Genomic DNA, 25,253 nt, shown 5'->3' with positions numbered 1-25,253 from the left:
GTTATTCAGTGTTAACTGATCATTACTGCCATCCAACTGTATAAGTAGGTTTTTACCTTCTTTAATTAGCTGTAATTTCTCCAGCGTGACACCTTCACCAAATACCACAGTATCCGTATACGTATCTTTGTTGTACGTATCATAATGTTTCACCAGATCCTGACCTGATCCATAACCAAATAAAATGCGATCATTGCCGTTACCACCTTCCAGGATATCGTTCCCTTCACCGCCATCTAAAACATCATCACCAGCATCGCCCTTCAGGCTATCATTACCGGCGCCACCGGTTAAATGGTCATTGCCATCGCGTCCAAAAAGCTGGTCATCACCACCTTTACCAAGAATAATTTCATTATGGGATTGTCCATAAAGTGTATTATTTTTATCACTGCCAGAAATCAAGTTCAGTTGTAACAATGACGACAGTGGATTTTCACTTAAAAAGTGTTCGAGCTGCTGAGAAGATAGTTGGCTAATTCGAGAAGCTATTAAGTTATTGAACATTTCTTTATGTTCTGGCGCTATTTCTAGAAGAGTATATGCCGCTAGTAAAACTTTATTATTAACACCTTTTCTACTGGAAATAGCTTTTTGAGAAAGAGCATTGAATATCGTGTCAGCTTGATTTTTCAAATCTAGCTGAACTTTGAGCTTATCTGTCGTTACATCATAGTTAATTCCTGGAAGAATATTATCAAGTAAACCATTACTAACACTAAATTTAACGAGTACATTCGCAAATAATTCATTCCAGGCTTTTTGATATAAATAACCTGTATGTTTGATAACGCCATTTTCACGCCACTGACCATCGCCAATAAGCAAGGTATCTATGCCTGTATATTGCTTAATCACAGCAAGCTGTTTAATATTTAACGTCACACCAGCCAGGTTAAATTTTATATCGCCATTTTCATCAGGTTGTAGTCGTGCATTCTTATCAATATCGTTAATTGTAACATCTTCTACACCAGACCACTGATACAATAATGATGCTGCTTTTTCAAATGCATTATTTACTGTCAAATCAGCAATACTATTCAAAACCGACTCTTTAAGCTCATTATCTAAGCTCATTGCTATATGCAAGTCTGGAATTAAACCAAATCCTTTGATATTACCTATATTTTTTACATCATCACTTACAGTAACATCACCAATATATTTAGAAAACTCTGGCTTAATCACAAATTCAACATCTGCTACCATCTCAGTTGTTTCTGCTAGTGTTTTTTCAGTACCATCTTTATAGACATAAGTACCTTTTCGTACTATTTTACCATCGTTATTTTCATTATCTTCAAACGACTGATGGTGCAAGTTAATTGCTTCGATACTCTTTTCATTCAATGAAGTTAGTTCAGATTTCTGGCTTATACCATCACCATTAACATCCTGCCAAACTTTTAGTTCAGTAAAAAGTTCATCGTCTTTATTAATTACACCATCTTTATTACTATCAAGCTCCGATAATTCCTCAAATCCACTTTTTGTCATGCTACCAAAAAGCTCAGATATATCATTTATTTTCTGATCATTATTACGATCATATACAAGGAGACCATCATCAGAAGAAACCCAGGATGTCTTAGTAGCGAAGCCATTTCCGTCTAAATCAAAATATGCATTACTTTCAGCTAATGACGTTAACTCAACACCATCACCATCTAAGTCCATCACCAGTGGATCACGAGGTATACGACGATTAGCGTTTTGACTACCTTCTGCGGCGGTTGAAGCCGCATTACCACCTTCACCTCCTGAGGTTTCACCCATTGGTGTATCATCATCGATATCCAAGATTCCATCCCCATCAGAGTCTTTATCTATTGAGTTTGGTGCCCCATCACCGTCAATATCATCATCTTCTGAGTTAGGTATTCCATCTCCATCCAAATCATTTGGATTTAACGCCTCAATGTCATCATCCAATGTAAAGTCAAAGGTCTCTTCCAACCAACCATTAAAATCATCAACAGACTGCGAAAGTTTATCTAACATTTCACCTGAGAATTCAGTTGCAGCCTTTGATATTTCAGTTGCTTTCTCAAATACTTTGTTAATATCATCTCCCCAGTAATCTATAACCTCCTGATAATACTCCTTAGTAAATAGCTCTCCTGCTGCATGAGTTGCAAGTGCACCTAAGCCAAAACCTGCAGCGACAATAAGTGCTACTGGAGCTGCAACAGCTGAAGTAACAGCAACAGCAGCATAGCCAGCAGCAGCACCAGCAAGTGTCATAACACTTGCACGACCTAATTGGTAGAGCTCATCATTTGCATCTTTATTTTGTTTAATTGCTTGATACGCTGACCATGCTTTATCCCCCATATCATATATACTTAAAGCTGCAAAAGCATTTCCCAAGTATTTCGCTGCACTGGGATTTCTATACCAAGCATCTTTAGAAATTTTTACATTATTATCCTTTATCCAGCTTTTAACTCGATCCCTAGCCTGTCCATAGTATATTTTTGACTCTAACGTTGTTGATGTTTTAGATTTTGCATCAATTTTTTTAACTATCACTTTGTAAATATCATTTACTTCTTTATCAACAGCATTAAAAAACTGATACTTATCAATAAAGTGCTTATTTTCCAACAATGCTTGAAAGCTAGCTGCAGCGCCATTCCAAGTATCAGAAAAAATATCTAAATAAGTATCCAAAATAGATTTGGAATCATTTTTATTACCAACTTCACTCATTTTTAGTACCATTTCTTTCTAATAACAAAACAAAAAAAAGACATTGGGATAAACAACATAAATAGAAAAACATTAGAAAATACAACTGTTACCCATTCCCACTCAAAGACCAACTTTTCAAAAACACTATTATAATGTCCACTAAAGCTATTAGGTACAAACCAAAAATACGAAAGTGCAGCTATGAAGTAAAACAGCATCCCAAAAACAGTTTGAAAGGTTACTTTTACATTTTTCTTAATAAAATCATGCTTAAATAGTATTAACCATCCCCATACAAAAAAGCATGGCCAAAAGTAAAATATAAAGATAGATTTTCTTGAGGGGCAATCAGACAGCAATATATTTTTTTCTAAAAAAGGCAAAAAAAATATTTTCTTTAGCCAGTAACTATTTAGTACCCATACTCTGCATTCTTCAGTAGAAATAGTAAGGGATAATAGTTTAAAGAAAGTGGCTATCAGCAAACACCATACCATATATCTATAACAAATATGGATTTGCTTCCATCGACTAAGGAAGTACAATGCTTATATCTCCCACTTAAATTATCTTCAACTCCTTGACTTTTTTAGCTTTTCAAAGAAACTGCTAATGTAAGGTAAGCGGCATACGAGTATACTATTCAACTAGTATAATGCAATAGTTGTATACGCAGTTGCTGTTCTTACAAGCCATATATAGTGAATCAGTTGATCTATTAACACCTTACCAGCTAACAAATCAGCACGAAGGTACACAAACAAACTAACAAATACTACTTTGTGAGCTTTAGCGTGCCATTTGATTGTTTATGGAGCAGATGCAGGGAGCATCGGTAGTGTCAGAGGCCAGGGATGGTCTTCTGACACGGGCGAAAGAAATGATCAGATGGCAAAGCGAATAGCACATTAATACCGACAATGAAATCAATACATTCCTATAACTTTTTCCATAACTGCTTAATTAAACTTATCACCAATTGATAACGAGCCGCTAGCGGTTTATGTTTTTTACTGACCAAATATACATCTTCTGCCACAGGTTTATCTAAGGTCACTACTCTGACTTTGTTCAAAAAAGGAGAGGCATCTAACGTTGATTTAGGAATCACAGTAAATCCTATACCTTGAGAGATCGGGAGTAAGATCTGTGCAAGTTGGTTAATATAACCACGCTCAGGTAACTGGTTTACATCACTAAACTCATTCGGAAAGTTTTGTTCTAATAATTGATGAGCATAATGATGAGCACTGGGATGATTAATTAATCCCAGGTTCGTCAGTGACGACCAACTAGCTTGCTTACCTTTTGGCACAATAAGACAGAAATCGTCTGTCCCAACCCATTGTTGCGTTAAAGTATGATCACTGACTTGTTGTGTCACAATACCTAAATCAAACTGGTTATTTTTAATTAACTCGACAATGGTAACATTGGGTGCTGCCTCAACAGCAAACGTCAAGGTAGGAATATCAATCTGTAAGCACAGCAGCTCAGGATATAACTGCATTGCCATAGGGCCTGAGCAGGCTATTTTACACTGTCCAACATGAGTATTATCCATTTCAAGCGCTTGCAATAGCTCTGACTCTGCTGTGAGCTGCTTTGTAGCAAAATCAAACAGTAACTCACCTGCACTCGTAAGTTCAAATCGTTTGCCATAACGGCTCAATAATAATTGCCCTAGCTGTGTTTCCAGTTTTTTAATGTGCTGACTGACGCCAGACTGTGTCATATGTAATTGTTCAGCAGTTCGCGTAAAGTTTCCCGTCTGCACCAATACCCGAAAGGTACGTAAAAAATTTTGATTAACCATAACAAATTCTAATCATTATCATCATTAATGATAATTTTATATTAACGTGCTTCTTTCCTAAACTACAACCACGTATCTCACTTCTTTTAACAGGTAGGTTAATGAAAGCACCTTACCCTCGAACTTTTTCCCATATTGGTATTTCCGTCCCTGACGTCGAACAGGCTGTAAGCTTTTATACTCAAGTACTAGGCTGGTACTTGGTTATGCAACCCACGACAATTGTTGAAGATCAAAGTGCCATAGGCCAAATGTGTACCGATGTTTTTGGGGCTGGCTGGCAATCATTCAAAATTGCTCACTTAGCCACAGGGGATCGAATTGGTATTGAGCTTTTTCAATTTAATAACCAGCAAAACCCTGATAATAATTTTGAGTACTGGAAAACAGGCATTTTTCACTTCTGTATACAAGATCCAGATGTAGAAGGATTAATGGAGAAAATTATTTTGGCAGGAGGAAAAAAACGAATGGCAAAGCCTCGTTATTATTATCCAGGTAAAAAGCCTTACCGCATGGTTTACATGGAAGACCCTTTTGGCAATATTCTAGAAATATACAGTCACAGTTATGAAAGCATCTATGCAGTTGGTACTTACGAATAGCCGATTAAATGGCTAAATCTTCACTGTCATCATTAATCACAACTGGACCCTGGTGTTTGGGAATTGTTTCAATACCCTCAAACCGGTCCAGTGCATTTTTCGCAGCCATACGCCCTAAATCAATAAGCTCTTGACTGCGATAAAATTCATAAAACCGACAAGCATTTCGAGAAATACCCACTAATACATCAGGAGGATAACCAGCAATTTTGTATTGCGCTAACGAGCTTTGCATCGTTTCTAATGACTGGTTGATAATTTCCATCATACCTTTTTTTAGGACATTATCACCTGTTTCATTAATGATACTGGAAAAGTCGTCTTTTTTATTACCATTCTCAAATAAACTTTGTGTACGCTTCCGAAGCTGACCAAACCAACGATCAAAGGGTCCTCTGCTTTTACCTTTGGACAGTGTTTTTTTGGATTTATTATTTTCTGGCAGTTCATGGTCAGGTTTATTACTACTTAAATCCACAGCAATAATGATATCTGTATGAGCTGATATTGTAGGTGCAATTGGCAGAGGGTTTAACACCCCTCCATCAACAAGAAAACGATTACCTTTGATAACTGGTGTAAAAATACTTGGAATAGCAATCGAAGCCCGAATAGCATCTTGTAATAAACCTCTCTGAAACCATATTTCCTGCTGTGCAACTAAATCTGTTGCTACCGCTGTATAAGGAATAGGTAAATCCTCTATACGCGTGTCTCCCAACATACCACTAATGACTTCAAAAACTTTATTACCACGAATTCCTCCCAAGTTAAAACTAACATCCAGCAAACGGATCACATCAATATAATCAAGGGAGTTAATCCACTCTCGATACTCTTCTAGTTTCCCTGCCGCATACAGTCCACCCACTAAGGCTCCCATAGAGCAGCCTGATATACAATCAATTTGATAACCCCGGTCAACCAGTTCATCAATAACACCAATATGCGCATAACCTCTTGCACCACCACTGCCTAATACCAGCGATACTGTTATTGGTTTTGATTCATTGCTGATCTCGGAAAAAACCATATTAAAATTTTTAAAATACCTCTACTGTTGTTTAATAATTCGAATAGCTGGTAACGTCTGATGCTTAATACTCAACGCTGGCCCCGAAGTCATAACTAATGCATCTTCGGCCGCCACGCCATCAAGCACTAATTGTTGTTGTATTTTTTGAGCATATGCTTTTCCCATTTCGAGTGATGAAGCCAGAGATGCTTTTGAATTCACCTGCCAGGTTCCTTGCCCAACGATGACTAGCCGTAATGAGTGCTCCTTAACAAGCTGCCTCAGTACCTGATAGCTATCATTAGTCGCTATCTGTTTTGCGTCATCAGGAATACCAAAGACATCAGCAAAGCCCTGTTCATTTAATTGCGCTAATAATGCATCCGCATTAATAAGAAGTGGTTTAGCCGCTTTCTGCTTGGGTTTAAAGATTTCAACCATAGCATAGACCCGCCGATTTCCCCGACGAATCGTATAAAGCGCAATGTAATACAGTTGTTGCTGGTCAAAATACTTTGCAACCTGATAATATTGCTCTCTATCAGGACCATAAAGCTTAGCAACCTCAAACACCTGATTTGCCCACAAATTACTGCTGCCACACCGCCTTTCTTCACAGCGAAATAAGACAGTTGAACCACTTTTACTGACTTGCTCAACAAAGTAATCAAATGCCTCTTTATTGGAGTGTCCTGTTGGTATTTGATATAAAACACGGTGTAAAGTGCCATCCAGCCAAAGCTCTTTTTCTGCCCTAAGCAAACCATTGACTTTACGAACAGCACTCAACACGACCTGATGATTAGTCACATCCCTTTGCTGCTTTTCTTCAATCTTTGCGTTTGGATAAGGCGCTATACCAAGCAGATCCGCTTTAGCCGTCAACATATGGAACAGCAAGGCCAACACCATCATGGCCTGATATTTAACACAACACATGTAGTTAACTAACCCTTGTCATGTATACTGTTAGTTTAGTAAACCTCTCAGTCATCAGGTAGTCACTTTATGGTCTTTTTAACAAACGAAGCCAATACTCTGCTCCATATGTTGTCTACCTGATAGTTTCACGAGAACCTTTATAGACTCATTGATCATTAAGTACATCTGGCTCACTGTAGTGATGCCAAAACGCTCGAAGCAAGGGCGCCAAAATCACCGCGCCTTCAACTTCTAAATGAAAGTGATGGTGTCCAAGCACTTCTGTCACATTAATGCTATTTAATTTTGACATTTTTTCTTGTAAATAAGGGTACTGCAGCCACAAACCATTGGAGGCTAAAAACAAATGACTTGGTCTATCCAATTGCTGGATAAACGCCTCAGCCTGGGCATCCGTCAAGCGAACTGGGGAAGGCAGTGTTAACCGTAAATCATTCCGCCACTGCCAGCCTTCTGGGAGTTTTTGCAAACCTCGCTCAACGATATGCTGGACTGCTCGCAATGAAAGAGGCGTATTTCGCTGCCTGGCAGTCAACGCTTCGTCAAAACTCATATAGATCGGCATACGTCGCTGATGGTGCTGTATTTGACGCATCAACGCTTTACGCAACTGGGAGGGAACGTCCTCTGGTTGACTGGTAAGTGGCCATAACCCATCAATCAACGCAATCGACTTTACACGCTCAGGGAATGTGACAGCCAATAACATCGCCACAATCGCCCCCATAGAGTGGCCGAGCACATGACAGGCGCTGCAGCCGATTTCACTCAATAGCCCTAAAATATCCGTTATATTGTCCCAAATATGATAGGAGACACCAGCAGGACGATGATCAGATAAGCCATGTCCGGCAAAATCAATGGCGAGTATTTGAAAATCTGATAATAAAGGTGCTAACTCATTAAAAGTCGCGGCGTTATCTAACCAACCATGCAGTGCTAATACTAGTGGCTGATGCGACGCCCCCCAACGTAAACCAGCCAGCGTTAAACCTGAAGGCAGCTTAATTGATAGCGACTCAGGCGGAGACTGCATATTCACCTCTCATTAACAAGTGAGAAATGACATGATGAATTTGCTCTGCCGTTTCCTTTGGGTGTTCAAACGGAAACATATGTCCTCCTGAAACTTCCCTGACCAGTGCCCGGTAACGCCCAGTAATCATACGCCGATGTCGATGGGCCACAACACGGCTATGTTGTCCAAAAAGTAAAGCCGTTGGTACAGTTAGTTTTGTTCTGAGCGGCAAGTGAGGAATGGTACGATAAATTTTCAGCTCTGTTGCTACATCATAGCGCAACGACACCCCTTGCTTATTCTCTTGCAAACCATATGTCAAATAATCATGCAAACACGCAGGCTCAAAATATTTAAATAATGATTTACTCGCAAAATATGCCTGAGCCTGATCCCTGTCAGGCCAACTTGAACGACGCCCCTGTGTCCGGCCAGCCGGGGTTATACGGTCAATAAAACCTAATCTTTTTGCCAACATAACCACTGTTTGATCCATGCGAGTCAGTAATGGAGAGTCAAGCATCACCACAGCACGAAACAACTGTGGCTGCTGACTAGCCGCTGACAATGACAAAAAGCCGCCCAGCGAATGACCTACAGCAATCACGGGTTGCTGGTATCGTTGCCGCACTGTATGAATGAGCTCTGCAACTAAGTGCTCCCAATTATCATTTACCGGAAAACGCGGGTTATGACCATGCTGGTCCAGATAACCTATGTTATAACCATGGTCCCCTAGGTGTTTAAACAGTTGACGATAGCTTGGGGCAGGAAAACCATTAGCATGTGAAAAATGAATTTGAGTTGATGACATGTTTAATAAATAACATACGAATAATAAAGTGGTAAAACAATCCTGTTTTATCCAAACAGCCAAGAGCAAACTGTTAACCCTAACAGGCTCATATCCACATAAACTGTTGCATAAATATGGGTACTTTTTATTTTGAATTTTATGTGTAAATTCTTTTACACGGGAATAATAACACGATCAGCTATAATGAAAGAAGACACAATTATACTTTCATCATCAAGTGTTCACTCACCTACGCAAGACCTTGCATTGGATTTAGCATCGCGCATCTAGCCACTCAGTTCACCCTAAGCGTTGAGCATACTAAGCAATGATGTGAATCCTTTAATTAGCCTTAACTTGGCGCTAAAAAAACACGCTCCAGTTCAGCAACTCCAGCGGCCAGATGATCCGTATGCAATACTGCAACGGTCGCCGTCGGAAAGGCAATTGGACTCATACGAGAGCCCTCAAGTAACCAACCCGCCAGCTGGTCCACTAGAGGCATGTGACTGACTAGCAGTAAAACTTCTGCCTCCTCACTTGCCAATGCTTTGAGCACACTTTCAGGCTTATGCTCTGGCGCTAACTCTGTCAGGGTATCCACCGCTGGCAAGTTTAGTCCGGTCGCCATCAGCGAGGCGGTTTGCTGTGCCCGTAATAATGGACTCGCTATTATTTTTGACACAACATACTCTTCCGCAACCAGCTCAGCAACCTGGGTTACTTCATTTATACCCTCTTCTGTCAAAGGTCGCTGTCCATCTGAAAGAGCAGTAGCCTCTGCTTCCCCATGACGCATTATCATTATTTTCATAGACACATCTTAACCCGTTTATTTATTAAGAATGCAGAAGAAACTCAACATCATCTTTTTGCTCTCCCAGCATGAGCTGACGAATCACTCGTGCAATCGGCTTCTGCTCCACTAAAATCGCATAAAGTCCTTGAACGATAGGCATGTAAACACTCAGCTCATCCGCTTTCACTTTAACTAAACTAAGCGTATTCACCCCCTCTGCAACCTGACCTAGCTCGGCCTCAGCCTCATCCAGTGACTGACCTTTGCCCACGGCATAGCCCACCCGAAAATTGCGGCTAAGTGGTGATGTACAAGTGACAATTAAATCACCGACACCTGCCAGGCCTAAAAAAGTTAGCGGGTTGGCTCCCAGTGTTACCGCAAAGCGGCTCATTTCTGCTAATGCACGTGTCATGAGCATACTTTGTGTATTTGCACCCATGCTGAGAGCACTCCCCATACCACAGACAATGGCATAAATATTTTTTAACGCACCGCCTAACTCAACTCCGTATCGATCTGTATTGGAATAAACGCGAAAATAATCAGTATGCAATAGTTGCTGTAGGGTTTGACATAAAACCTCACTGTCACTTGCAACTACAGTGGCCGTCAGCGCTTTGGCAACAATTTCCTTAGCCAAGTTAGGTCCACTAATCACACCGACTGTTGCTGTCGGCAGCTCTTCCTCAAGAATTTGACTCATTAATTTAAAAGAGTCCGCTTCAATGCCTTTAGTGGTACTCACAACCATTTGCTGCTGAACAAAAGGCTGCATTTGGCGTACAACCGTTCGGAATGATTTACTGGGAATCGCAACCAGAATAACGTCAGAATCTTTAAGGGCATAGGATAAGTCAGTGGTCGCTTCAATGGCAGGATGTAATGGATATTCAGGCAAATACTGGTTGTTGGTATGATGTTGGTTTATTTCATCCGCCTGAGACTGACTGCGCATCCATTGCCGAACGCAAAACTTATTTGCTGCCACAATATCTGCCAACGCACTGCCAAAACTACCGCCTCCCACAACAGCGACTTTATATTCAGCAATCAACTGCTTACTGCCCATACCCTTATCACTCATGCCTTATTTTCCAACTGATTGAATTCAAAGCTTATATATTACTATTTATACCATACTATAGAGGGACGACAGATTTCGTCTACTCAGAGATGCACACAATGTATTTATTTGTTTCACTCAGCTCACTTTTGTTCAACATCTCCTAGTATGACTAATAACTCGATTCCGAAGTTTTTAATGCTTGCAAAACTAAAAGCTCCAAGGATCAGTGTATACATAGTTAGTAAACACTTGTTGTTACATGGCAGCCTATTTCTATAACTTATTGATTTATTCAGCAATAAAAAAGTCAAGAAGAAAAAACTTCGGAATCGAGTAATAAGCTCCAAAAGATGGGGCTTATCTCTGCAAAAGGTAAATATAATCGCGTAACACAGGTTAAGTGACATGCGACAAGGACGCTGGACAATCAAGCATCAAGCATTGTTACTCGGTATGCTGCCTTGTGTCGTCATGTTTATTTTACTCACCAGCTACACCATCATTTCTAACCAGCAACTGTTAGATATCAGTATATCTCACCGCCTACAGTCGCATGCCTTGCATATCGCTCAAGCACTCGATCATAGTCCATGGCCAGAGGTTCAAGAAAAGCTTAAATCACTGATTGATAACGAAATACTTTGCTATATCCGCATAGAATACCCCGATGGCTCACCACTCATATCTCTCGTAGAAAGTGACTATGAAGAATATGATGAGCGCACTGAGTACCAGCTTGCTCTAAACTATTCTCCTGCATCTCCACTTTACCAAGGCCAAATCATCGTTGGCCTTTCTAGAGACTATGAGCATACTGGACAACTGCCGTATCTAGTTAGCGTGATTGTGGCTGGTAGCATTACGTTATTGATTGCCTTTCTGATGGCAAATTATCTGGCTAAATCTATTACCCTGCCGATCCAGCACATTACTCAAACCCTCCAACACTTTGAAGCCCATCAGTTCACACCAGTTCAACTTACCTCACAAAAAGCGGGCGTACTCCAGCCCTTGGTGGCGGCAGTGAATCATTTAGGGACAGCACTAACACAGGCAGAGCAGCAGCGTCAGCACTTTACCAATGAGCTGATCGAAACCAGTCACCAAGCAAAAATGGCCAGCCAAGCCAAAAGTGACTTTCTAGCCATGATGAGTCATGAGTTACGCACGCCAATGAATGGGGTTTTAGGTATGCTGCAACTGTTAGATTGTACTGAACTCAACCACGAGCAGCGGGAGTATATCAAGATTGCCAGTAACTCCACTGAGCATTTACTGAAAGTCATTAACGACATTTTAGACTTTTCACGCATTGAACGAGGACAGCTCACACTTGAGCAAGATATATTTAACCTGCATGAAGCATTAAAAAGCTGTGCCCGCATATTTCAGCACCATGCAGCTGCCAAAGGTCTACAACTGATTACTCAGTTTTCAAATATTTCCCCTGGGTTACAGGTCTTTGCTGATGCTACCCGGCTGAAGCAGGTAATCATCAATTTAATCAGCAATGCCATTAAATTTACCCACCAAGGCTCTATTACACTCGAAGCACATCTTAAAGAGCAAACCAAACAGCCGACAGTTTTTACCTGTCGTATTGTGGATACGGGGATAGGCATTGCGAAAGACCGTCTAGAACATATTTTCAATCCATTTCAACAAGCAGACACTTTTAGTGTTCGTAAATACAGTGGCAGTGGACTTGGACTAAGCATTGCAAAAACACTGGTTAATATCATGGGAGGCTCACTCAGTGTCGACAGCATAGAAAAACAAGGATCAACTTTTAGCTTCAGTATTCCTATTCAGCTTAACAATACTCAAAATCATTCTTCCCTTCCCCTCATACAGCCCTTACCCTCTTCCCAAGAAACTACTATTTTACTGGTTGAAGATAACCCTATTAATCAGACTGTTATAACAGGTATGCTGGGGGTAATGGGTTTTCAAGTGAAAAGTGCAGAAAGTGGTGTAAAAGCCGTCAATATAGCCACAACACATCACTATGCACTGATCTTAATGGATCTCCATCTTCCCGACATTGATGGTTTCCAATGCTGTCGTCAAATAAAACAACTACTGGCTAGTCGTCAGCAACAAACGCCTATTATTGCGCTGATCACCGAATTTTCGCCTGAGATAAAAAAACAATGCATCGCATGTGGTATGGATGATTTCTTGAGTAAACCATTTACCCGCAATCAATTAAGAGACAAGCTAGCTCAGCACTTGAAAGACTTTTATGTGCATCAACAAAACAAACGTTCACATTACGTCAAGCCGTCTAATGTTTGAATTTTGTTAAAAAATTCAAACAGCCATTAATCGCTTCTTAGTTTAATGATATAGTTGCCGGCTTGGTGCAATGAGTCGGTGTTTTTGTTCTATCCGTTACACAATCACGTCACCCCAAACCTTGCACACTTAATAAAACTTAGCAGCAAGGTCTCATGCGTTGCATTGCAACATGCACTATCTTGTTATGTGATTCGACTAGGAATAACTGATGACCCGTAAACACGCTTTTACTCGTGAAGAACTCCTAGCCTGTGGTCGAGGCGAGATGTTTGGTCCTGGTAACGCGCAGTTACCCATCCCTGATATGCTGATGATTGACCGTATCTCAGATATCAATGAAACCGGTGGTGAATTCAAAAAAGGTGAAATCATCGCAGAATTGGATATTAATCCAGATTTGTGGTTTTTTGCCTGTCACTTCCCAGGAGACCCTGTGATGCCTGGCTGCCTGGGGCTTGATGCCATGTGGCAGTTGGTAGGCTTTTACCTCGGTTGGAAGGGGCTACCAGGCCGTGGACGTGCATTAGGCAGTGGTGAAGTCAAATTTACCGGACAAATTTTACCAACTCACAAAAAGGTCACATATCATATCCATATCAAGCGTGTCATATCACGTAAACTTGTACTGGGTATTGCTAATGGTATAGTCAATGTTGATGGCAAAGATATCTATACGGCAGATAATTTGCGTGTAGGTTTATTTACAACGCCTGACTCATTCTGAATGCACAACGAAAACAAGGTTAATTGTCAATGAAACGTGTAGTTGTTACAGGCATTGGGATCACTTCCTGTCTGGGTAATGACAAAGCCTCTGTACTGGCTTCCCTTCAAGCAGGCCAATCGGGTATTCGCTTTAACCCAAGCTATGCTGACAAAAACTTTCGCAGCCATATCTCTGGTACAGTCAACCTCGAGTTAAGTGAGCATATAGACCGTAAACAATTGCGTTTTATGGGACAGGCCGCCGCTTATGCTTACCTGTCAATGAAGCAAGCCATTGAAGATGCTGGTCTGTCTGAGGCTGAGGTATCTAATCCTCGTACGGGACTTATTGCTGGCTCAGGTGGTGCATCTTCGGAAAATATCGTCGAAGCGGCCGATATTCTTCGAGAAAAAGGTATCAAACGCGTTGGCCCCTACCGTGTTCCACGGACAATGGGCAGCACGGTTTCAGCTTGTCTTGCAACCCCTTTCAAAATCAAAGGCGTGAACTACTCAATTACCTCTGCCTGTGCGACCAGTGCACACTGTATAGGTAACGCTGTTGAGCAAATTCAGCTAGGCAAACAAGACATTATTTTTGCCGGTGGTGGTGAAGAAGAGCATTGGTCTCAAACAGCATTATTTGATGCCATGGGCGCACTTTCAACCAAGTACAATGACTCCCCTGAAACAGCTTCTCGCCCTTATGATGCAACGCGTGATGGCTTTGTTATCGCTGGTGGAGGTGGAATGCTGGTACTGGAAGAGCTAGAACATGCGAAAGCTCGTGGTGCTAAGATTTATGCTGAAATCGTGGGCTATGGTGCAACATCTGATGGCTATGACATGGTTGCTCCATCAGGTGAAGGTGCGATTCGCTGTATGCAACAAGCATTGAGCACAGTTGATACACCTATAGACTACATCAATGTCCATGGTACCAGCACACCTGTAGGCGATGTGGCAGAGCTAGGTGCAATGAAGCAAGTTTTTGCTGACAACATTCCTGCATTCAGCTCAACCAAGTCTCTCTCAGGCCATTCGCTTGGAGCTGCAGGTGTCCATGAAGCTATCTACTGCTTGCTGATGATGGAGTCCAGCTTCATTTGTGCGTCAGCTAATGTCACAACACCAGATGAAGCAGTAGCCGGTATGCCACTGGTTACCACCATGCAGCAGGGTGTTACACTCAACACCGTGATGAGCAATAGCTTTGGCTTTGGTGGCACAAATGCAACATTGGTATTCCGTAAGTTTTAAAATGTTCCTTTAGTTCTAGATAGCACTTTCTGAACAACTTAAAGCGGTTAAAAAAGCGATGTTGGGACAAGCAACATCGCTTTTTTTATGCCTCATTCTGAAATATTTTCCTAAGAAAACAAAAGCAAACCCAGTGTAACACACATCAAACAAACATTTGTTTTATTTTTTTTACCATTCAAACCTTTTCATTCTGCCCTCAAAAAAATACACATAATGCAACCTATTTTTCCACATAGGTCACCCTGTAGGAAAAATAACTTGCTAAGCAACCACTTTATACGGCAAGTTTATTTTTTTTAGCAAAAGGCTTCGTATGACAAAATACCCTGTGATTATACCCAAAGGACTCACCCACTTAAGATCATGGCTGACAGGATTGATTACAGGATTATCCCTATCCTTTCATGCTACAGCAGGCAAACCTGAAGCTCTTGTCTTAATGGCTGAGTGTCCTGCCCATCTTTCTGAATGTGTCACCATGTCTCTCAATCTAGGCTCTGTTGACTGGGAAGATTATATTGAACGAGAGATCATGCTAACGCCCAGTTATACACTGGTTTCATTTCCAGTTCGAGGTACGCTGGCTAACGATAACAAAACCAAACGCTACCACGTAGCTAAAGCTATTTTTACTCAAGGACTTGGCTGCTCGGACCTAGACCATGTTGCTGTAGTTGGCTACTCCACAGAAGGAGATCCAATTCTATTGACAAAAAAGGGTGAGTTTACTGTAAAAGACATTCGCTTAAGCATCGGCTGTGAGCAATGCCTACAACTAATCGATGATAACTTAAACCTTATTGCAGAATATACAACTCCTGCCTGGGATTTATCCTTGGTGGATCTAGAACCTAAAAACCTAACCTGGAACCAAGAAGGTGCCTTGTTTATTCAGCATCATGGTAACTGTTTACGTTGGCACAAAAACAATCATTTTCAACAAGTAGACAACACATACTGCAAACCATCTCCAGATTTAAAGCCCATGCACCCTTCGCAAATGGATGAACCCCCTACGCTTAAGTTAATTGTTCCCCAAAGTCCACTTCAAGGTTTACTGCAGGCTGGTGCTTGTACCTGATGAACAGAAGGTATCAATTGCATATTATTCACTCTCTTAAGTGAATGGTTATTAACAGAGATTAAAGCATTGTAGCAAGGCTAGACAATAACTTATGCTGTATGACGATAATTTCTCATAGAAGAAAAACACTTGTAGTATACTAACACTAAGGTGATCTTCCTAAGCTGTTTATGCAACTTAATACCCACAGCGAAGGGTATAGATTTGTGATGACAGGCGGTTTGATAAAAATATTACGCTTTATCAATAGCACACCACATTAGTTTATCTTGAACAGGTCTCAACGGTCAGAGGCTGATATGATCACTTTTTTTAGCCACGATGATTGTCTCAATGCTTACAGCGTTCGCTTGATGATGTCGATATTAGGCACAAGTTTCAAACAACGCGCATTCAAAGAAGCCCCATTGAATGAACAACATTATGCAACATGGGCAGCCAATGGCTTAGGTGCTATGCCAGTCATGCATGATGGCATTTTAAAGCTGCACCAAACCGCTGCCATGCTCACCTACCTCAGCCGAGCCTATGCCAGTGAGTTATGGATGCCATTAACTCCCCCTGCTCTAGCCCGTGTAAATCAGTGGCTGAACATAGCAAGAGGTGATTGGCTACCTTGCACCAATCAACATCTCACAATCCAGCAGCGATGGCAGCGCTTAGATACCGGACTAAGTTTGATAGAGCAGCAACTTGAAAGTGCAAGCTGGCTAATTGGCCACCGCCCAACGATTGCTGACATAGCCTGCTACCCCTTGCTCACTGCTACAGGGATAGAGGATGCTATATTCAAAGACTACCCATACATTTTGAAGTGGGTCAGCCGCGTGCAAACACTACCCAACTTTATTCCAGCCCCCCAAACTACAAACACCTAATGTCCTTGCAATTTGCCGATATCATACATAATTGAGTTTAACCACCCTAGAAGAAGCTATGCTATGAAGTTTTAATCACTACTATAAAACAAAACGGATAGCATCAAACTTTAGCTTCTTCTTTAGAAACTAAGCCTACAGCCATGCCATGCTGGTCAATCCGAACAGCTCCTTGCTTTAAAGTTTTTTCATACACTGATCGATGACAGTACCAGCGAAGCCCCTGTTTAACTTGTCCCTCACTGACATTAGTCGCGGCCAATAAGTCTTCTTTGATACCTACTTTCAGAGGCTTAGGACTCTTAATGTTAAAAGCCTTTGGCCATTGCTCTGCTAATAACAGATAGCTTCGGTACCCTCTTAGGTAACGAGACCTCGCTCGGCCTGTTAACCTTAAAGAAGCTAGCTCTGGGGGGATCGGCATGAAATTCTTTTCTTCGTCGTTTTTGACGATAGACTGACTGGTTGACGGCGAAGCCTCTGCGGCTGAGTCACCAGAGAAACTGGGCGCTATTGTATTTTTCTGTTTATAGCGGGTTACAACTTTAATTTTTCCATTACTTACATGAAAAACTTGCTTTTTTTTCCGAGCGATCTTCCTGACCTGTTGATCAGCTACCTGCATATCAACCATGTTGTTTCCTATTCCTTACTGGATATATACCCCTTGCCCAGGATATAACTGTCCTCTTATATACCCTAAACGAAGGGTATACCTATCAAAATATGCGCTACAACTATACTACAACCGTCTTCAATATTGTTAGGAAAACAACCTTAAATTGCAATATAAAGTCAGGAAATAATTAAGAAACTATGAATAGAAATATCTCTATCACAGATAGAGAAGTTATATTTTGGACAGAGAAGTAGCATGCTAAGTCGAAATGTAATTACAGAGAAGTTTGTCTTTCCCCCTCCCACAGGGTTAAGAGCTTTTGAGTAAAAAACTGATCCTTTCTACCCTTTTGAGAAACGAATAAAATAAACTGCGAACCATCGGTTCGTGTCACTGTAATAATAGTGTTATCCTTAAGAAGCTGACGATCAACATCAATATTGATGATATCATTGAATCCTGCTGTTTCAACATTAAGCTGCTGGGTTAAATCATCGCGCCAATAGGATAATACTCTTTGGTTAGTGACAGCATTGCCATCTTCTTGAAAGGAAAATAAACCATCAGAGTAAAAATATAATAACTTCTCATCAGACCGAAGCAGACCATTACGATGCATAAATTTTAAGTCTTTTTTCCACAGTTGATCACCGGCAATCACTTCACTACTTGGCATAAAACTCAAATAAGTTGCTAACTGATAGATAATTGCAAAACAAGAAACAACGGTTAATAACACATGACGTGCCCGCCATTCATGATCATTTCGAGCATTACTTTCAAAAAAGCGAACATAACTATTAACCTGCTTAACAAGCGGCAGTAAGCATACACCTGCCAATAGAGCAGTCATATTCCAGGGCGCAGGCAACCACCAAAAAGACGTTAACAGTACAAAAAAACCAGTCCCTAGCATCAAACCATAAAAAGGGTATTTATGATGACGAGCACAAAAGGCCGAATAATAAAGAAAGGGTAACGTAACAGGTAATAAAAGTACCATTAATAAAGCACGTGCATAACCTTTATCCCCCATAAGAATACGACGATTAGCCCAATACCAGTACAAGCAGTATAAATTAAACGTACATACTGTTAATGTCATAAACTTTATAAAACTAACTACGTATAGATGAGAACGAAGCTTTCGATCATAGCTGTACTCAATACCTGCATAAGTAAATGCAGCAAACACTAAGGTTAATGCCGCAATGATGATAAGGTGCCATTTCCCACTCCAGGATTGTTGATCAACCGTTATTGCAGGCGTAATTCCCTCCTGCTCATACTGATGATAAATATAGTAGTCGAGCCTTTTATCTATTTGCTTAATAAAATCTAAATATTCGCTTAGATTATCAGGCGGAATAAAACTCACCTTGCTTTTATATTGATAATCTAAAAGCAGTGTATTTGAAGCGTTATCATAAGAAACACGATCACTATATAAGAAAAAGCGATTATCATTATTATATTCATCTGTTTCTACTTGCCATGCAAAAGGCAGCAGTACTTCAATCGATTGTTTTACATCGACAGGATAGGCTAACCCTAGAGGCGCAGACCTTCGGATGATTTTAGGTTTAATGACATAAGGATACAGGGCATTAGAATAAAAATAAGTTTCTGTTCTATTAGTCTCTTCATCACTACGCCAATAGTCTGGTATTACATAAAACTCTTCAGTAACAATAAAATCAGCATTTTCATTATTTATCATCAATGGACTTAGCGGTTGTATAGAAGGGTAGAATTTACTGTAGTAGTTTATATATTCTTGCTGAATTTTTTGCTTGCCACTTAAGGCTAAATAGGCTCTAAAATCTTCAGCATCTTTACCAAAGTATTGTGTTTCAATACGATAAGTTGCAGGTTCACCAACCCCACCTGATAAATCAATCCTTTCTTTTACTTCCTTTTTAGCATGGGGTTTAGTTTCGAAAGCCGTTAACGTTTGCTCTCCTTCGCGCAAGATTAACGCCATACCATAATCAGGCTGATATAACGAATGCAAACTACCTAACTGGTAAAGCAAGGTTGGATCAAGCCAATAACCTTTATTATTGACCTTGGCATACACAATAACATGATTAAATGCATTAGGCGTTGGCAAGTAATTAGCAATAGTATGACGATAACGTGAGTGAACTAATGCTGGGTAAGCTTCTATGCCCTGCAATTTAAGTAATGCTAACAGCAGCATGGTTTTATCTTTACAGTCACCAAACCGCCTGTTAAATGTAGCTTCAGGTGGACTCGGCACATGCGAACTTACACCTATCTCAATGCCTAAATAACGTACTTCACTCTGCACATAATGTAATGCTTTGACTACGCTGGCTTCAGATGAATCACTGGCCTGCATTATTTGGTTATGTAAATCTTTAATACCCGGCGACAATTCAGCAGGTAGTTGATAATGAGGGCGTGCCCACTCAGCGACTTGTTGCCAACTTTGTAATTCACTGAGATAAATTCGTGGGTAAGGGTTATACCAACCAGGTGTTTCACTTTCTCGTGTGAGTGCAGAAATTTTTTGCTGCGTTAAACGATACTCTATGAAATCACCCAATTCACGCTTTTCCAGCGCTAGTGATGTATTAACTGGCAGCGTATTTAATGGCTTATCTTTTGGCCGAATTAATCGAAAATACTGTTGAAAAACAGGTACTGACCATTGAAGCTCCAACCGGTCAGCAAAGATATTCTGATAGACGGGGTTTTGTCCTATTATTGAGTAACTGTACTCAATAACATCCCCAACCCGTACATCACTCAAAATAATATTCGCTGTTATACGCCCATCATAAATTTGCGCATCAAGCTCAGACTCACGCTGCATCAGTTTTATATCAGCAGAGTGTAATCGATCAAGAAGCTGTCCATTACGATGAACATATATATCATGCAGCTGCAAATGCTCATAAGTAGGATCATAGGTCACACTGATTTGTGCAACACTTTCTACCCCCTGGGTGTTCAGGGCGACTACGGCATAATGGAAAAAATTTTGGAGGGTATCAACAGCACGCGTCTGTTGGTCAACCAGCAAATAATACTCTCCCCCGATAGCCTCTTCGACAGGTACAGGCTCAGGCAAAACAGCTGGATAGCGTTCTACCCACTCGGGAGTGTCTGTTAACGCTACACCTTGTAACGCGTGTACATTAGTGTGGATACTTAGCAAGCTACTACAAAAGAAAAGGCTTAACCACAGCCAATACCCTGCTCTACCACGCCCACAATCTCTCATGCGTTAATTCCTGCAATCCATGACAAGTATACTCACAGCATCAGCTTATTTATCTAGTATTGATGCATGCTGAGTATACTTACTATGGTGCAGACTTTATCGTTTTGCCAGTCGCGCTCACTGAGTCAATACATCACGACTAATAGTATTCCCCTTGAATCGTCGCAACCAGTTGTCGGGAACCACCTCTAACACGGTGTTCACCCAAGTAAATGCCTTGCCATGTTCCAAGCTGCAACCGTCCCTCACTCACAGGCAAAGTTAATGAGGGACCAATAAGAATGGACTTAATATGGGCAGGCATATCATCAGGCCCTTCATAAATATGCTGAAAATAAGGCGCATTTTCGGGTACATGTTCATTCAAAAATGCTTCCAGATCTTCTCGCACTGTCGGATCAGCATTTTCATTTAACGCCAGTGAGGCTGACGTATGTTGAATAAATAAATGCAATAAACCTATTTTTAAATGTGACAACTCAGGGAGCTGCTGGAGTACTTCATCTGTAACTAAATGAAACCCTCGTGGACGAGAACGAAGTGTTAGCGTTTTTTGTGCCCACATGAGATGACCCACTCCTATTAAACTGACTGCATATTAACGACAATTCGGCCGACCACTTTGCCTCGAAAAATCTGCTGAGTATATTCAGGCAATAGTGTTAATGGTATTTCACGCGCAATAAGGGGTAACGCTTTAATTCGCCAATCAGATGCTAGTTTTTGCCACATTAACTGTTTGGTTTTAATTGATCCTTCTACCGAATCAACCCCAAGTAAGCTGACGCCTCGTAAAATAAAAGGGTAGACATTAGCACTAAACTCTGGCGAAGCCACCATCCCACAACAGGCAACGATACCACCATACTGCAGCGACTTAATCACATTAAACAAAATATCACCGCCTACAGTATCTATAGCGGCAGCCCAACGCGGTTTAAGTAAGGGTTTGTCATTCCCCTCAAACAACGTTTCACGATCAAGGATCATGTTAGCACCAAGCCGACTTAAGTAATCCGCTTGTTCTAACTTACCCGTACTTGCGGCAACGGAATAACCTAACTGCTTTAAAAGTGCCACACTTAAGCTGCCAACCCCTCCGGTTGCTCCAGTGACAAATACGTAACCAGCCTCTGGAGTCAACCCCATGCGTAACAACTTGCTGATACTCAAGGCCACTGTGAGTCCAGCGGTACCGAGAGCCATTGCATCATAAAGTGACAGGCCGGCAGGTAAAGGAACCAACCACTGGGCAGGTACACGAATATACTGGCCAAAGCCACCCGATGTGTTCATACCCAAATCATAACCTGTAACTATCACTTCCTGCCCTGGCTCCCAATCAGGATGATCGCTAGCTACAATGACACCAGAAGCATCTATGCCAGGCGTATGAGGGTAGTGCTTGGTAACGGCTCGGTTTCCCATGGCCGATAAGGCATCTTTAAAGTTAAGCGAGGAGTAATGAACACGAATCAATACCTCCCCTGCCGGCAGATCAGCCGTATCAAGTGTTACAATACGCTGGACAAAGCTATTCTGTCTGGCGTCCTTTTCAACCCATAATGCCTTAAACTGTGTCATTTAACCTCCGGACTGAGAAACCTAAGAGCAGCCGGTGCCGTTAAGAAAAAAAGCGCCCCCATTGCAATGTTTGCAACCAACGCAGTAGCAAACGATCAGCAGCAGTCTGTACAGCTATACCCAGTTTTTCTGGAAGCGATTTTTTATGTTCATACACCACATGATAAATATCAGCTTCATCAACTTTAACGGTTAAATATTCATCACTGGTTTTTAGCTCATCTACCAAATTTACCGCTTGTGCGCGACGCCCAAACCAAATCTCTCCCGTGGCTATCTTATCCATATCCAGCACAGGACGATGCTCTTGAACAAATGCTTTAAATAGCTCATGAGTATCTTCCAGATCATCAATAAACTTTTTGCGCCCCTGATCAGTATTTTCACCAAAAACCGTCAATGTACGTTTGTACTCACCTGCAGTGTGAAGTTCAAAGTCAATCTCATGCTTCTTCAAAAGTCGATGAAGGTTAGGCAACTGAGCAACAACACCTATAGAACCAAGAATAGCAAATGGCGCTGCAATAATTTTGTTCGCAACACATGCCATCATATAACCGCCACTGGCAGCCACCTTATCAACCGAGATGGTGAGTGGAATGCCTTTATCCCGCACTCGATTTAACTGCGCAGCAGCTAGCCCATAACCATGAACCACTCCACCCGCACTTTCTAAACGCACAACGACTTCATCTTGTGGCTCAGCAATACTCAGAATCGCAGTGATTTCTTCACGCAATGAATCAACCTGAGAGGCTTTGATATCCCCATGAAAGTCAACTACGTATAAACGAGAACGACGAGGTTCACTCTCCTCACCTGTCTTTTTATGAGCTTGCTTTTCCTGTTTTTTCTCCTCTTTATGTAATGCTTTCAGCGTTTCTTTATCTAATACAGCATTACGTAACGTATCCTTTACTTCAGTATAATGTTTAGACAAGTTTTTAACTTCAATATGCCCAGCAACTGACTTCTTATGTCGACTATTAATTGCCACAATGCCAGCCACTAAGATCAATACAGCAACCACTACTGTAACGACCTTAGCAATGAACAAACCGTATTCAGCCAAAAATTCCAAGGTTATCCTCCCATAAAACACAACGGATAAAGCACATTCACGTCGCCAGACTTTATCAAAATAAGGTGCTATTTTAGCAAAAACAACCCAAAAGACCGAGTATTAACAGCACGTATTTTCATGTTAGCGAGCCTTACATTAAAGACCACTCACCAAAGCACTTACTCCATTAACGTGCCATATTCAAAATTCAAACAATTGTATGATTTTAGGTTGACAGCCTAGCTTAAACTGCATAACCTGCTGGCACCAACTTCTTTTTAAAAACACGTTTTCACCATTTAGCGTGTGCTGATACAGTAATAAGACACATACAAGCTATAACATTTATTAGGGATAACCTGTGTTATATATAGGCTTGTTAAAAATAGAGAAAACGAACATGCTCAACTTGTGTCACAAATTGTGGGGCATGCCTACCAGGAACTGTTTAGTTTTTAAAACTTTGTACCAATAAACTAACCTTGTGAGATTTCGACGATGACAACTGTTGCTAATACACTTCAAGACATGAAGGAAAAATTCAACCCCGATGCTGCCGCAGGTCTTGACGTTATTTTCCAACTTGATATTGAAGATGGTGACACTTACCACATCATTGTAAAAAACGGAACTTGTGAAATTAATGAAGGTGCTTCTGATGATCCTTCTGTCACCTTAATTATGAATGCCGAAACATTAGATGGCATCATGACTGGGGAAGTAGATGGTATGCAGGCATTTATGGCGGGTAATTTACGTGCAGAAGGCGATGTCATGTTGGCCACTAAACTCAGTGAACTATTTCCTATTGACTAAATATCCTAGCTGAGCCTTTTTGTATTTCCCCTAACCTCCAAAAATGAGACGTATCTAGGTGTAAGCCTGCTACTGTAGGCTTACACTCGCAAGAATAAAGCCTAGGAAGAATCTGCTTTACTGCATTATTTAGTAGATATTGCTTATTCTGGGCCTGTCGCCTGATCAGTATCAGGAGAAACAGTTTCTGCTTCTCCCTCACGCTCTTCTACTTCAGCCGTTTGCTCTTTGGTAGCTGCATTTAATTCTTCTTGAGCATTAGTGGCATTATCCTTCACTCCCCCACTTAACTCCTTAACCTCAACACCTTTCAACGTCATTGATATTCGATACAAGGCATCTGCTTTGGCGGGATGCAGTGATGAGACAAAGGCTTTCGCTGACACCTGAGGAAAAAGCCAGCTAAATCGTTGTAAGACATGCCAAATATCCAGACCATAGCGACTTTCTGTCAACATTTTTTGGCTAGTTGGCTGTTGCCCATCAACACCTTCTATTTTAACAAATTTAAAACCTGCAGGAATTCCAAAGTTTTGTAAGGTTGCGTTTGTCATTAACCCATAAATAGTAACTTGCCACTGACTACCTGCTAAATGTAAATAGTGGCTAACACCTTGAGTTTCACTAAACGTAACTTGAAACTGATTTGGCTGATTTTCTTTAAAACGCACTGTTGCTAACGCTTCGTTATATCCCAACTCATCATAGTCAGTTACATCTAACGCGGCCCAGGTTAAAAATATACTCACTGACAGTGCTAATAGCCCTATAGTGCCTCGCAACCATCCTAAAATCCAATGTACCGAAAATAATAATCGCAACCCCAGCAATAACATAAGCAGGGCAATAAAGCACATGACTCCAGCAATAGCCAGATACACCATAGCAGCATCCTTTCACTTTTAAGACAGGCTCAATGCAAACCAGTGG

General features: G+C 41.0%; 21 protein-coding genes. 7 read left to right on the top strand and 14 right to left on the bottom strand.

What is annotated here, in order from left to right; all coding sequences use genetic code 11:
* Both F607_RS35895 and F607_RS0109180 read right to left on the bottom strand, forming a co-directional pair.
* On the bottom strand, positions 1–2,715 hold a 2,715-nt coding region (locus F607_RS35895; protein WP_038290775.1), incomplete at its 3' end, for a calcium-binding protein.
* 919 nt (positions 2,716–3,634) lie between these two features.
* Positions 3,635–4,513 (bottom strand): LysR family transcriptional regulator, encoded by an 879-nt coding sequence (locus F607_RS0109180; RefSeq protein WP_027707855.1) that lies wholly within the window; start codon positions 4,511–4,513, stop codon positions 3,635–3,637.
* A 101-nt stretch (positions 4,514–4,614) separates the two neighbouring features.
* On the opposite strand from F607_RS0109180, the gene F607_RS0109175 reads away from it, so the two are divergent.
* Entirely contained in the window at positions 4,615–5,118 is a 504-nt protein-coding gene (locus F607_RS0109175) for a lactoylglutathione lyase family protein (RefSeq protein WP_027707854.1), read from the top strand.
* A gap of 4 nt (positions 5,119–5,122) precedes the next feature.
* Here the strand turns inward: F607_RS0109175 and F607_RS28920 are convergent, their stop codons facing one another.
* The 6 genes from F607_RS28920 to F607_RS0109145 all read right to left on the bottom strand — a co-directional run bounded on the left by F607_RS28920 (position 5,123) and on the right by F607_RS0109145 (position 10,775).
* Entirely contained in the window at positions 5,123–6,151 is a 1,029-nt protein-coding gene (locus F607_RS28920) for a patatin-like phospholipase family protein (protein WP_084611178.1), read from the bottom strand.
* A 21-nt stretch (positions 6,152–6,172) separates the two neighbouring features.
* Positions 6,173–7,072: a DUF4892 domain-containing protein gene (locus F607_RS32695; RefSeq protein WP_051311204.1), complete on the bottom strand. Its 900-nt coding sequence runs from the start codon at positions 7,070–7,072 to the stop codon at positions 6,173–6,175.
* Between the two features lie 148 nt (positions 7,073–7,220).
* Entirely contained in the window at positions 7,221–8,111 is an 891-nt protein-coding gene (locus tag F607_RS28910; protein WP_051311203.1) for an alpha/beta fold hydrolase, read from the bottom strand.
* On the bottom strand, positions 8,095–8,907 hold the full coding sequence (locus F607_RS28905) for an alpha/beta fold hydrolase (protein WP_051311206.1): 813 nt from the start codon (positions 8,905–8,907) through the stop codon (positions 8,095–8,097). Before F607_RS28905 ends, F607_RS28910 begins: the two co-directional genes overlap by 17 nt.
* Before the next feature lie 334 nt (positions 8,908–9,241).
* The gene (sixA, locus tag F607_RS0109150; RefSeq protein WP_027707853.1) at positions 9,242–9,703 is read right to left on the bottom strand and encodes a phosphohistidine phosphatase SixA; all 462 of its coding nucleotides are present in this window, start codon (positions 9,701–9,703) and stop codon (positions 9,242–9,244) included.
* Positions 9,704–9,728: 25 nt separating this feature from the next.
* A complete protein-coding gene (locus F607_RS0109145; protein ID WP_051311201.1) occupies positions 9,729–10,775 on the bottom strand; it encodes an NAD(P)H-dependent glycerol-3-phosphate dehydrogenase in 1,047 nt (348 codons plus the stop codon).
* Positions 10,776–11,162: 387 nt separating this feature from the next.
* Here F607_RS0109145 and F607_RS28900 point away from each other — a divergent pair, with 387 nt between their 5' ends.
* The 5 genes from F607_RS28900 (at position 11,163) to F607_RS0109120 (ending at position 16,988) form a co-directional block, all read left to right on the top strand.
* The gene (locus F607_RS28900; protein ID WP_051311198.1) at positions 11,163–13,055 is read left to right on the top strand and encodes an ATP-binding protein; all 1,893 of its coding nucleotides are present in this window, start codon (positions 11,163–11,165) and stop codon (positions 13,053–13,055) included.
* 211 nt (positions 13,056–13,266) lie between these two features.
* Positions 13,267–13,782 carry a 3-hydroxyacyl-[acyl-carrier-protein] dehydratase FabA gene (fabA, locus tag F607_RS0109135; protein ID WP_027707851.1) on the top strand — a complete coding sequence of 172 codons (516 nt, stop codon included), beginning with the start codon at positions 13,267–13,269 and terminating at the stop codon, positions 13,780–13,782.
* Between the two features lie 29 nt (positions 13,783–13,811).
* Positions 13,812–15,023 (top strand): beta-ketoacyl-ACP synthase I, encoded by a 1,212-nt coding sequence (gene fabB, locus F607_RS0109130; protein ID WP_027707850.1) that lies wholly within the window; start codon positions 13,812–13,814, stop codon positions 15,021–15,023.
* Positions 15,024–15,339: 316 nt separating this feature from the next.
* Complete coding sequence (locus F607_RS0109125; RefSeq protein ID WP_027707849.1) at positions 15,340–16,107, top strand: hypothetical protein; 768 nt, start codon at positions 15,340–15,342, stop codon at positions 16,105–16,107.
* 302 nt (positions 16,108–16,409) lie between these two features.
* Complete coding sequence (locus tag F607_RS0109120) at positions 16,410–16,988, top strand: glutathione S-transferase family protein (protein WP_084611177.1); 579 nt, start codon at positions 16,410–16,412, stop codon at positions 16,986–16,988.
* A 103-nt stretch (positions 16,989–17,091) separates the two neighbouring features.
* Here the strand turns inward: F607_RS0109120 and F607_RS34000 are convergent, their stop codons facing one another.
* The 5 genes from F607_RS34000 to sohB all read right to left on the bottom strand — a co-directional run bounded on the left by F607_RS34000 (position 17,092) and on the right by sohB (position 23,525).
* On the bottom strand, positions 17,092–17,622 hold the full coding sequence (locus tag F607_RS34000; RefSeq protein WP_038290771.1) for a ProQ/FINO family protein: 531 nt from the start codon (positions 17,620–17,622) through the stop codon (positions 17,092–17,094).
* Between the two features lie 259 nt (positions 17,623–17,881).
* Positions 17,882–20,860: a DUF3857 domain-containing transglutaminase family protein gene (locus tag F607_RS32690; RefSeq protein ID WP_051311196.1), complete on the bottom strand. Its 2,979-nt coding sequence runs from the start codon at positions 20,858–20,860 to the stop codon at positions 17,882–17,884.
* Between the two features lie 139 nt (positions 20,861–20,999).
* A complete protein-coding gene (locus tag F607_RS0109105; RefSeq protein ID WP_027707847.1) occupies positions 21,000–21,425 on the bottom strand; it encodes a secondary thiamine-phosphate synthase enzyme YjbQ in 426 nt (141 codons plus the stop codon).
* Between the two features lie 17 nt (positions 21,426–21,442).
* Positions 21,443–22,444: a YhdH/YhfP family quinone oxidoreductase gene (locus tag F607_RS0109100; RefSeq protein ID WP_027707846.1), complete on the bottom strand. Its 1,002-nt coding sequence runs from the start codon at positions 22,442–22,444 to the stop codon at positions 21,443–21,445.
* A gap of 40 nt (positions 22,445–22,484) precedes the next feature.
* On the bottom strand, positions 22,485–23,525 hold the full coding sequence (sohB, locus tag F607_RS0109095) for a protease SohB (RefSeq protein WP_027707845.1): 1,041 nt from the start codon (positions 23,523–23,525) through the stop codon (positions 22,485–22,487).
* 480 nt (positions 23,526–24,005) lie between these two features.
* On the opposite strand from sohB, the gene F607_RS0109090 reads away from it, so the two are divergent.
* The gene (locus F607_RS0109090; protein ID WP_027707844.1) at positions 24,006–24,323 is read left to right on the top strand and encodes an SCP2 sterol-binding domain-containing protein; all 318 of its coding nucleotides are present in this window, start codon (positions 24,006–24,008) and stop codon (positions 24,321–24,323) included.
* 143 nt (positions 24,324–24,466) lie between these two features.
* Here F607_RS0109090 and F607_RS0109085 read toward each other — a convergent pair whose 3' ends face one another.
* Positions 24,467–25,207, bottom strand: a complete 741-nt coding sequence (locus F607_RS0109085; RefSeq protein ID WP_027707843.1) for a hypothetical protein — start codon at positions 25,205–25,207, stop codon at positions 24,467–24,469.
* Positions 25,208–25,253: the final 46 nt, after the last annotated feature.

Source organism: Zooshikella ganghwensis DSM 15267 (assembly GCF_000428585.1).
GTDB classification, from domain to species: Bacteria; Pseudomonadota; Gammaproteobacteria; order Pseudomonadales; family Zooshikellaceae; genus Zooshikella; species Zooshikella ganghwensis.
The sequence above is the reverse complement of the archived record's forward strand: the minus strand, read 5'-3'. Positions and strand labels throughout refer to the sequence as shown.

Bases quoted from the DNA above. Each gene is read 5' to 3' on its own strand.
- F607_RS0109180 (WP_027707855.1), bottom strand. From the start codon at position 4,513: ATGGTTAATCAAAATTTTTTACGTACCTTTCGGGTATTGGTGCAGACG.
- F607_RS0109175 (WP_027707854.1), top strand. From the start codon at position 4,615: ATGAAAGCACCTTACCCTCGAACTTTTTCCCATATTGGTATTTCCGTC.
- F607_RS28920 (WP_084611178.1), bottom strand. From the start codon at position 6,151: ATGGTTTTTTCCGAGATCAGCAATGAATCAAAACCAATAACAGTATCG.
- F607_RS32695 (WP_051311204.1), bottom strand. From the start codon at position 7,072: ATGTGTTGTGTTAAATATCAGGCCATGATGGTGTTGGCCTTGCTGTTC.
- F607_RS28910 (WP_051311203.1), bottom strand. From the start codon at position 8,111: ATGCAGTCTCCGCCTGAGTCGCTATCAATTAAGCTGCCTTCAGGTTTA.
- F607_RS28905 (WP_051311206.1), bottom strand. From the start codon at position 8,907: ATGTCATCAACTCAAATTCATTTTTCACATGCTAATGGTTTTCCTGCC.
- sixA (WP_027707853.1), bottom strand. From the start codon at position 9,703: ATGAAAATAATGATAATGCGTCATGGGGAAGCAGAGGCTACTGCTCTT.
- F607_RS0109145 (WP_051311201.1), bottom strand. From the start codon at position 10,775: ATGAGTGATAAGGGTATGGGCAGTAAGCAGTTGATTGCTGAATATAAA.
- F607_RS28900 (WP_051311198.1), top strand. From the start codon at position 11,163: ATGCGACAAGGACGCTGGACAATCAAGCATCAAGCATTGTTACTCGGT.
- fabA (WP_027707851.1), top strand. From the start codon at position 13,267: ATGACCCGTAAACACGCTTTTACTCGTGAAGAACTCCTAGCCTGTGGT.
- fabB (WP_027707850.1), top strand. From the start codon at position 13,812: ATGAAACGTGTAGTTGTTACAGGCATTGGGATCACTTCCTGTCTGGGT.
- F607_RS0109125 (WP_027707849.1), top strand. From the start codon at position 15,340: ATGACAAAATACCCTGTGATTATACCCAAAGGACTCACCCACTTAAGA.
- F607_RS0109120 (WP_084611177.1), top strand. From the start codon at position 16,410: ATGATCACTTTTTTTAGCCACGATGATTGTCTCAATGCTTACAGCGTT.
- F607_RS34000 (WP_038290771.1), bottom strand. From the start codon at position 17,622: ATGGTTGATATGCAGGTAGCTGATCAACAGGTCAGGAAGATCGCTCGG.
- F607_RS32690 (WP_051311196.1), bottom strand. From the start codon at position 20,860: ATGAGAGATTGTGGGCGTGGTAGAGCAGGGTATTGGCTGTGGTTAAGC.
- F607_RS0109105 (WP_027707847.1), bottom strand. From the start codon at position 21,425: ATGTGGGCACAAAAAACGCTAACACTTCGTTCTCGTCCACGAGGGTTT.
- F607_RS0109100 (WP_027707846.1), bottom strand. From the start codon at position 22,444: ATGACACAGTTTAAGGCATTATGGGTTGAAAAGGACGCCAGACAGAAT.
- F607_RS0109090 (WP_027707844.1), top strand. From the start codon at position 24,006: ATGACAACTGTTGCTAATACACTTCAAGACATGAAGGAAAAATTCAAC.
- F607_RS0109085 (WP_027707843.1), bottom strand. From the start codon at position 25,207: ATGGTGTATCTGGCTATTGCTGGAGTCATGTGCTTTATTGCCCTGCTT.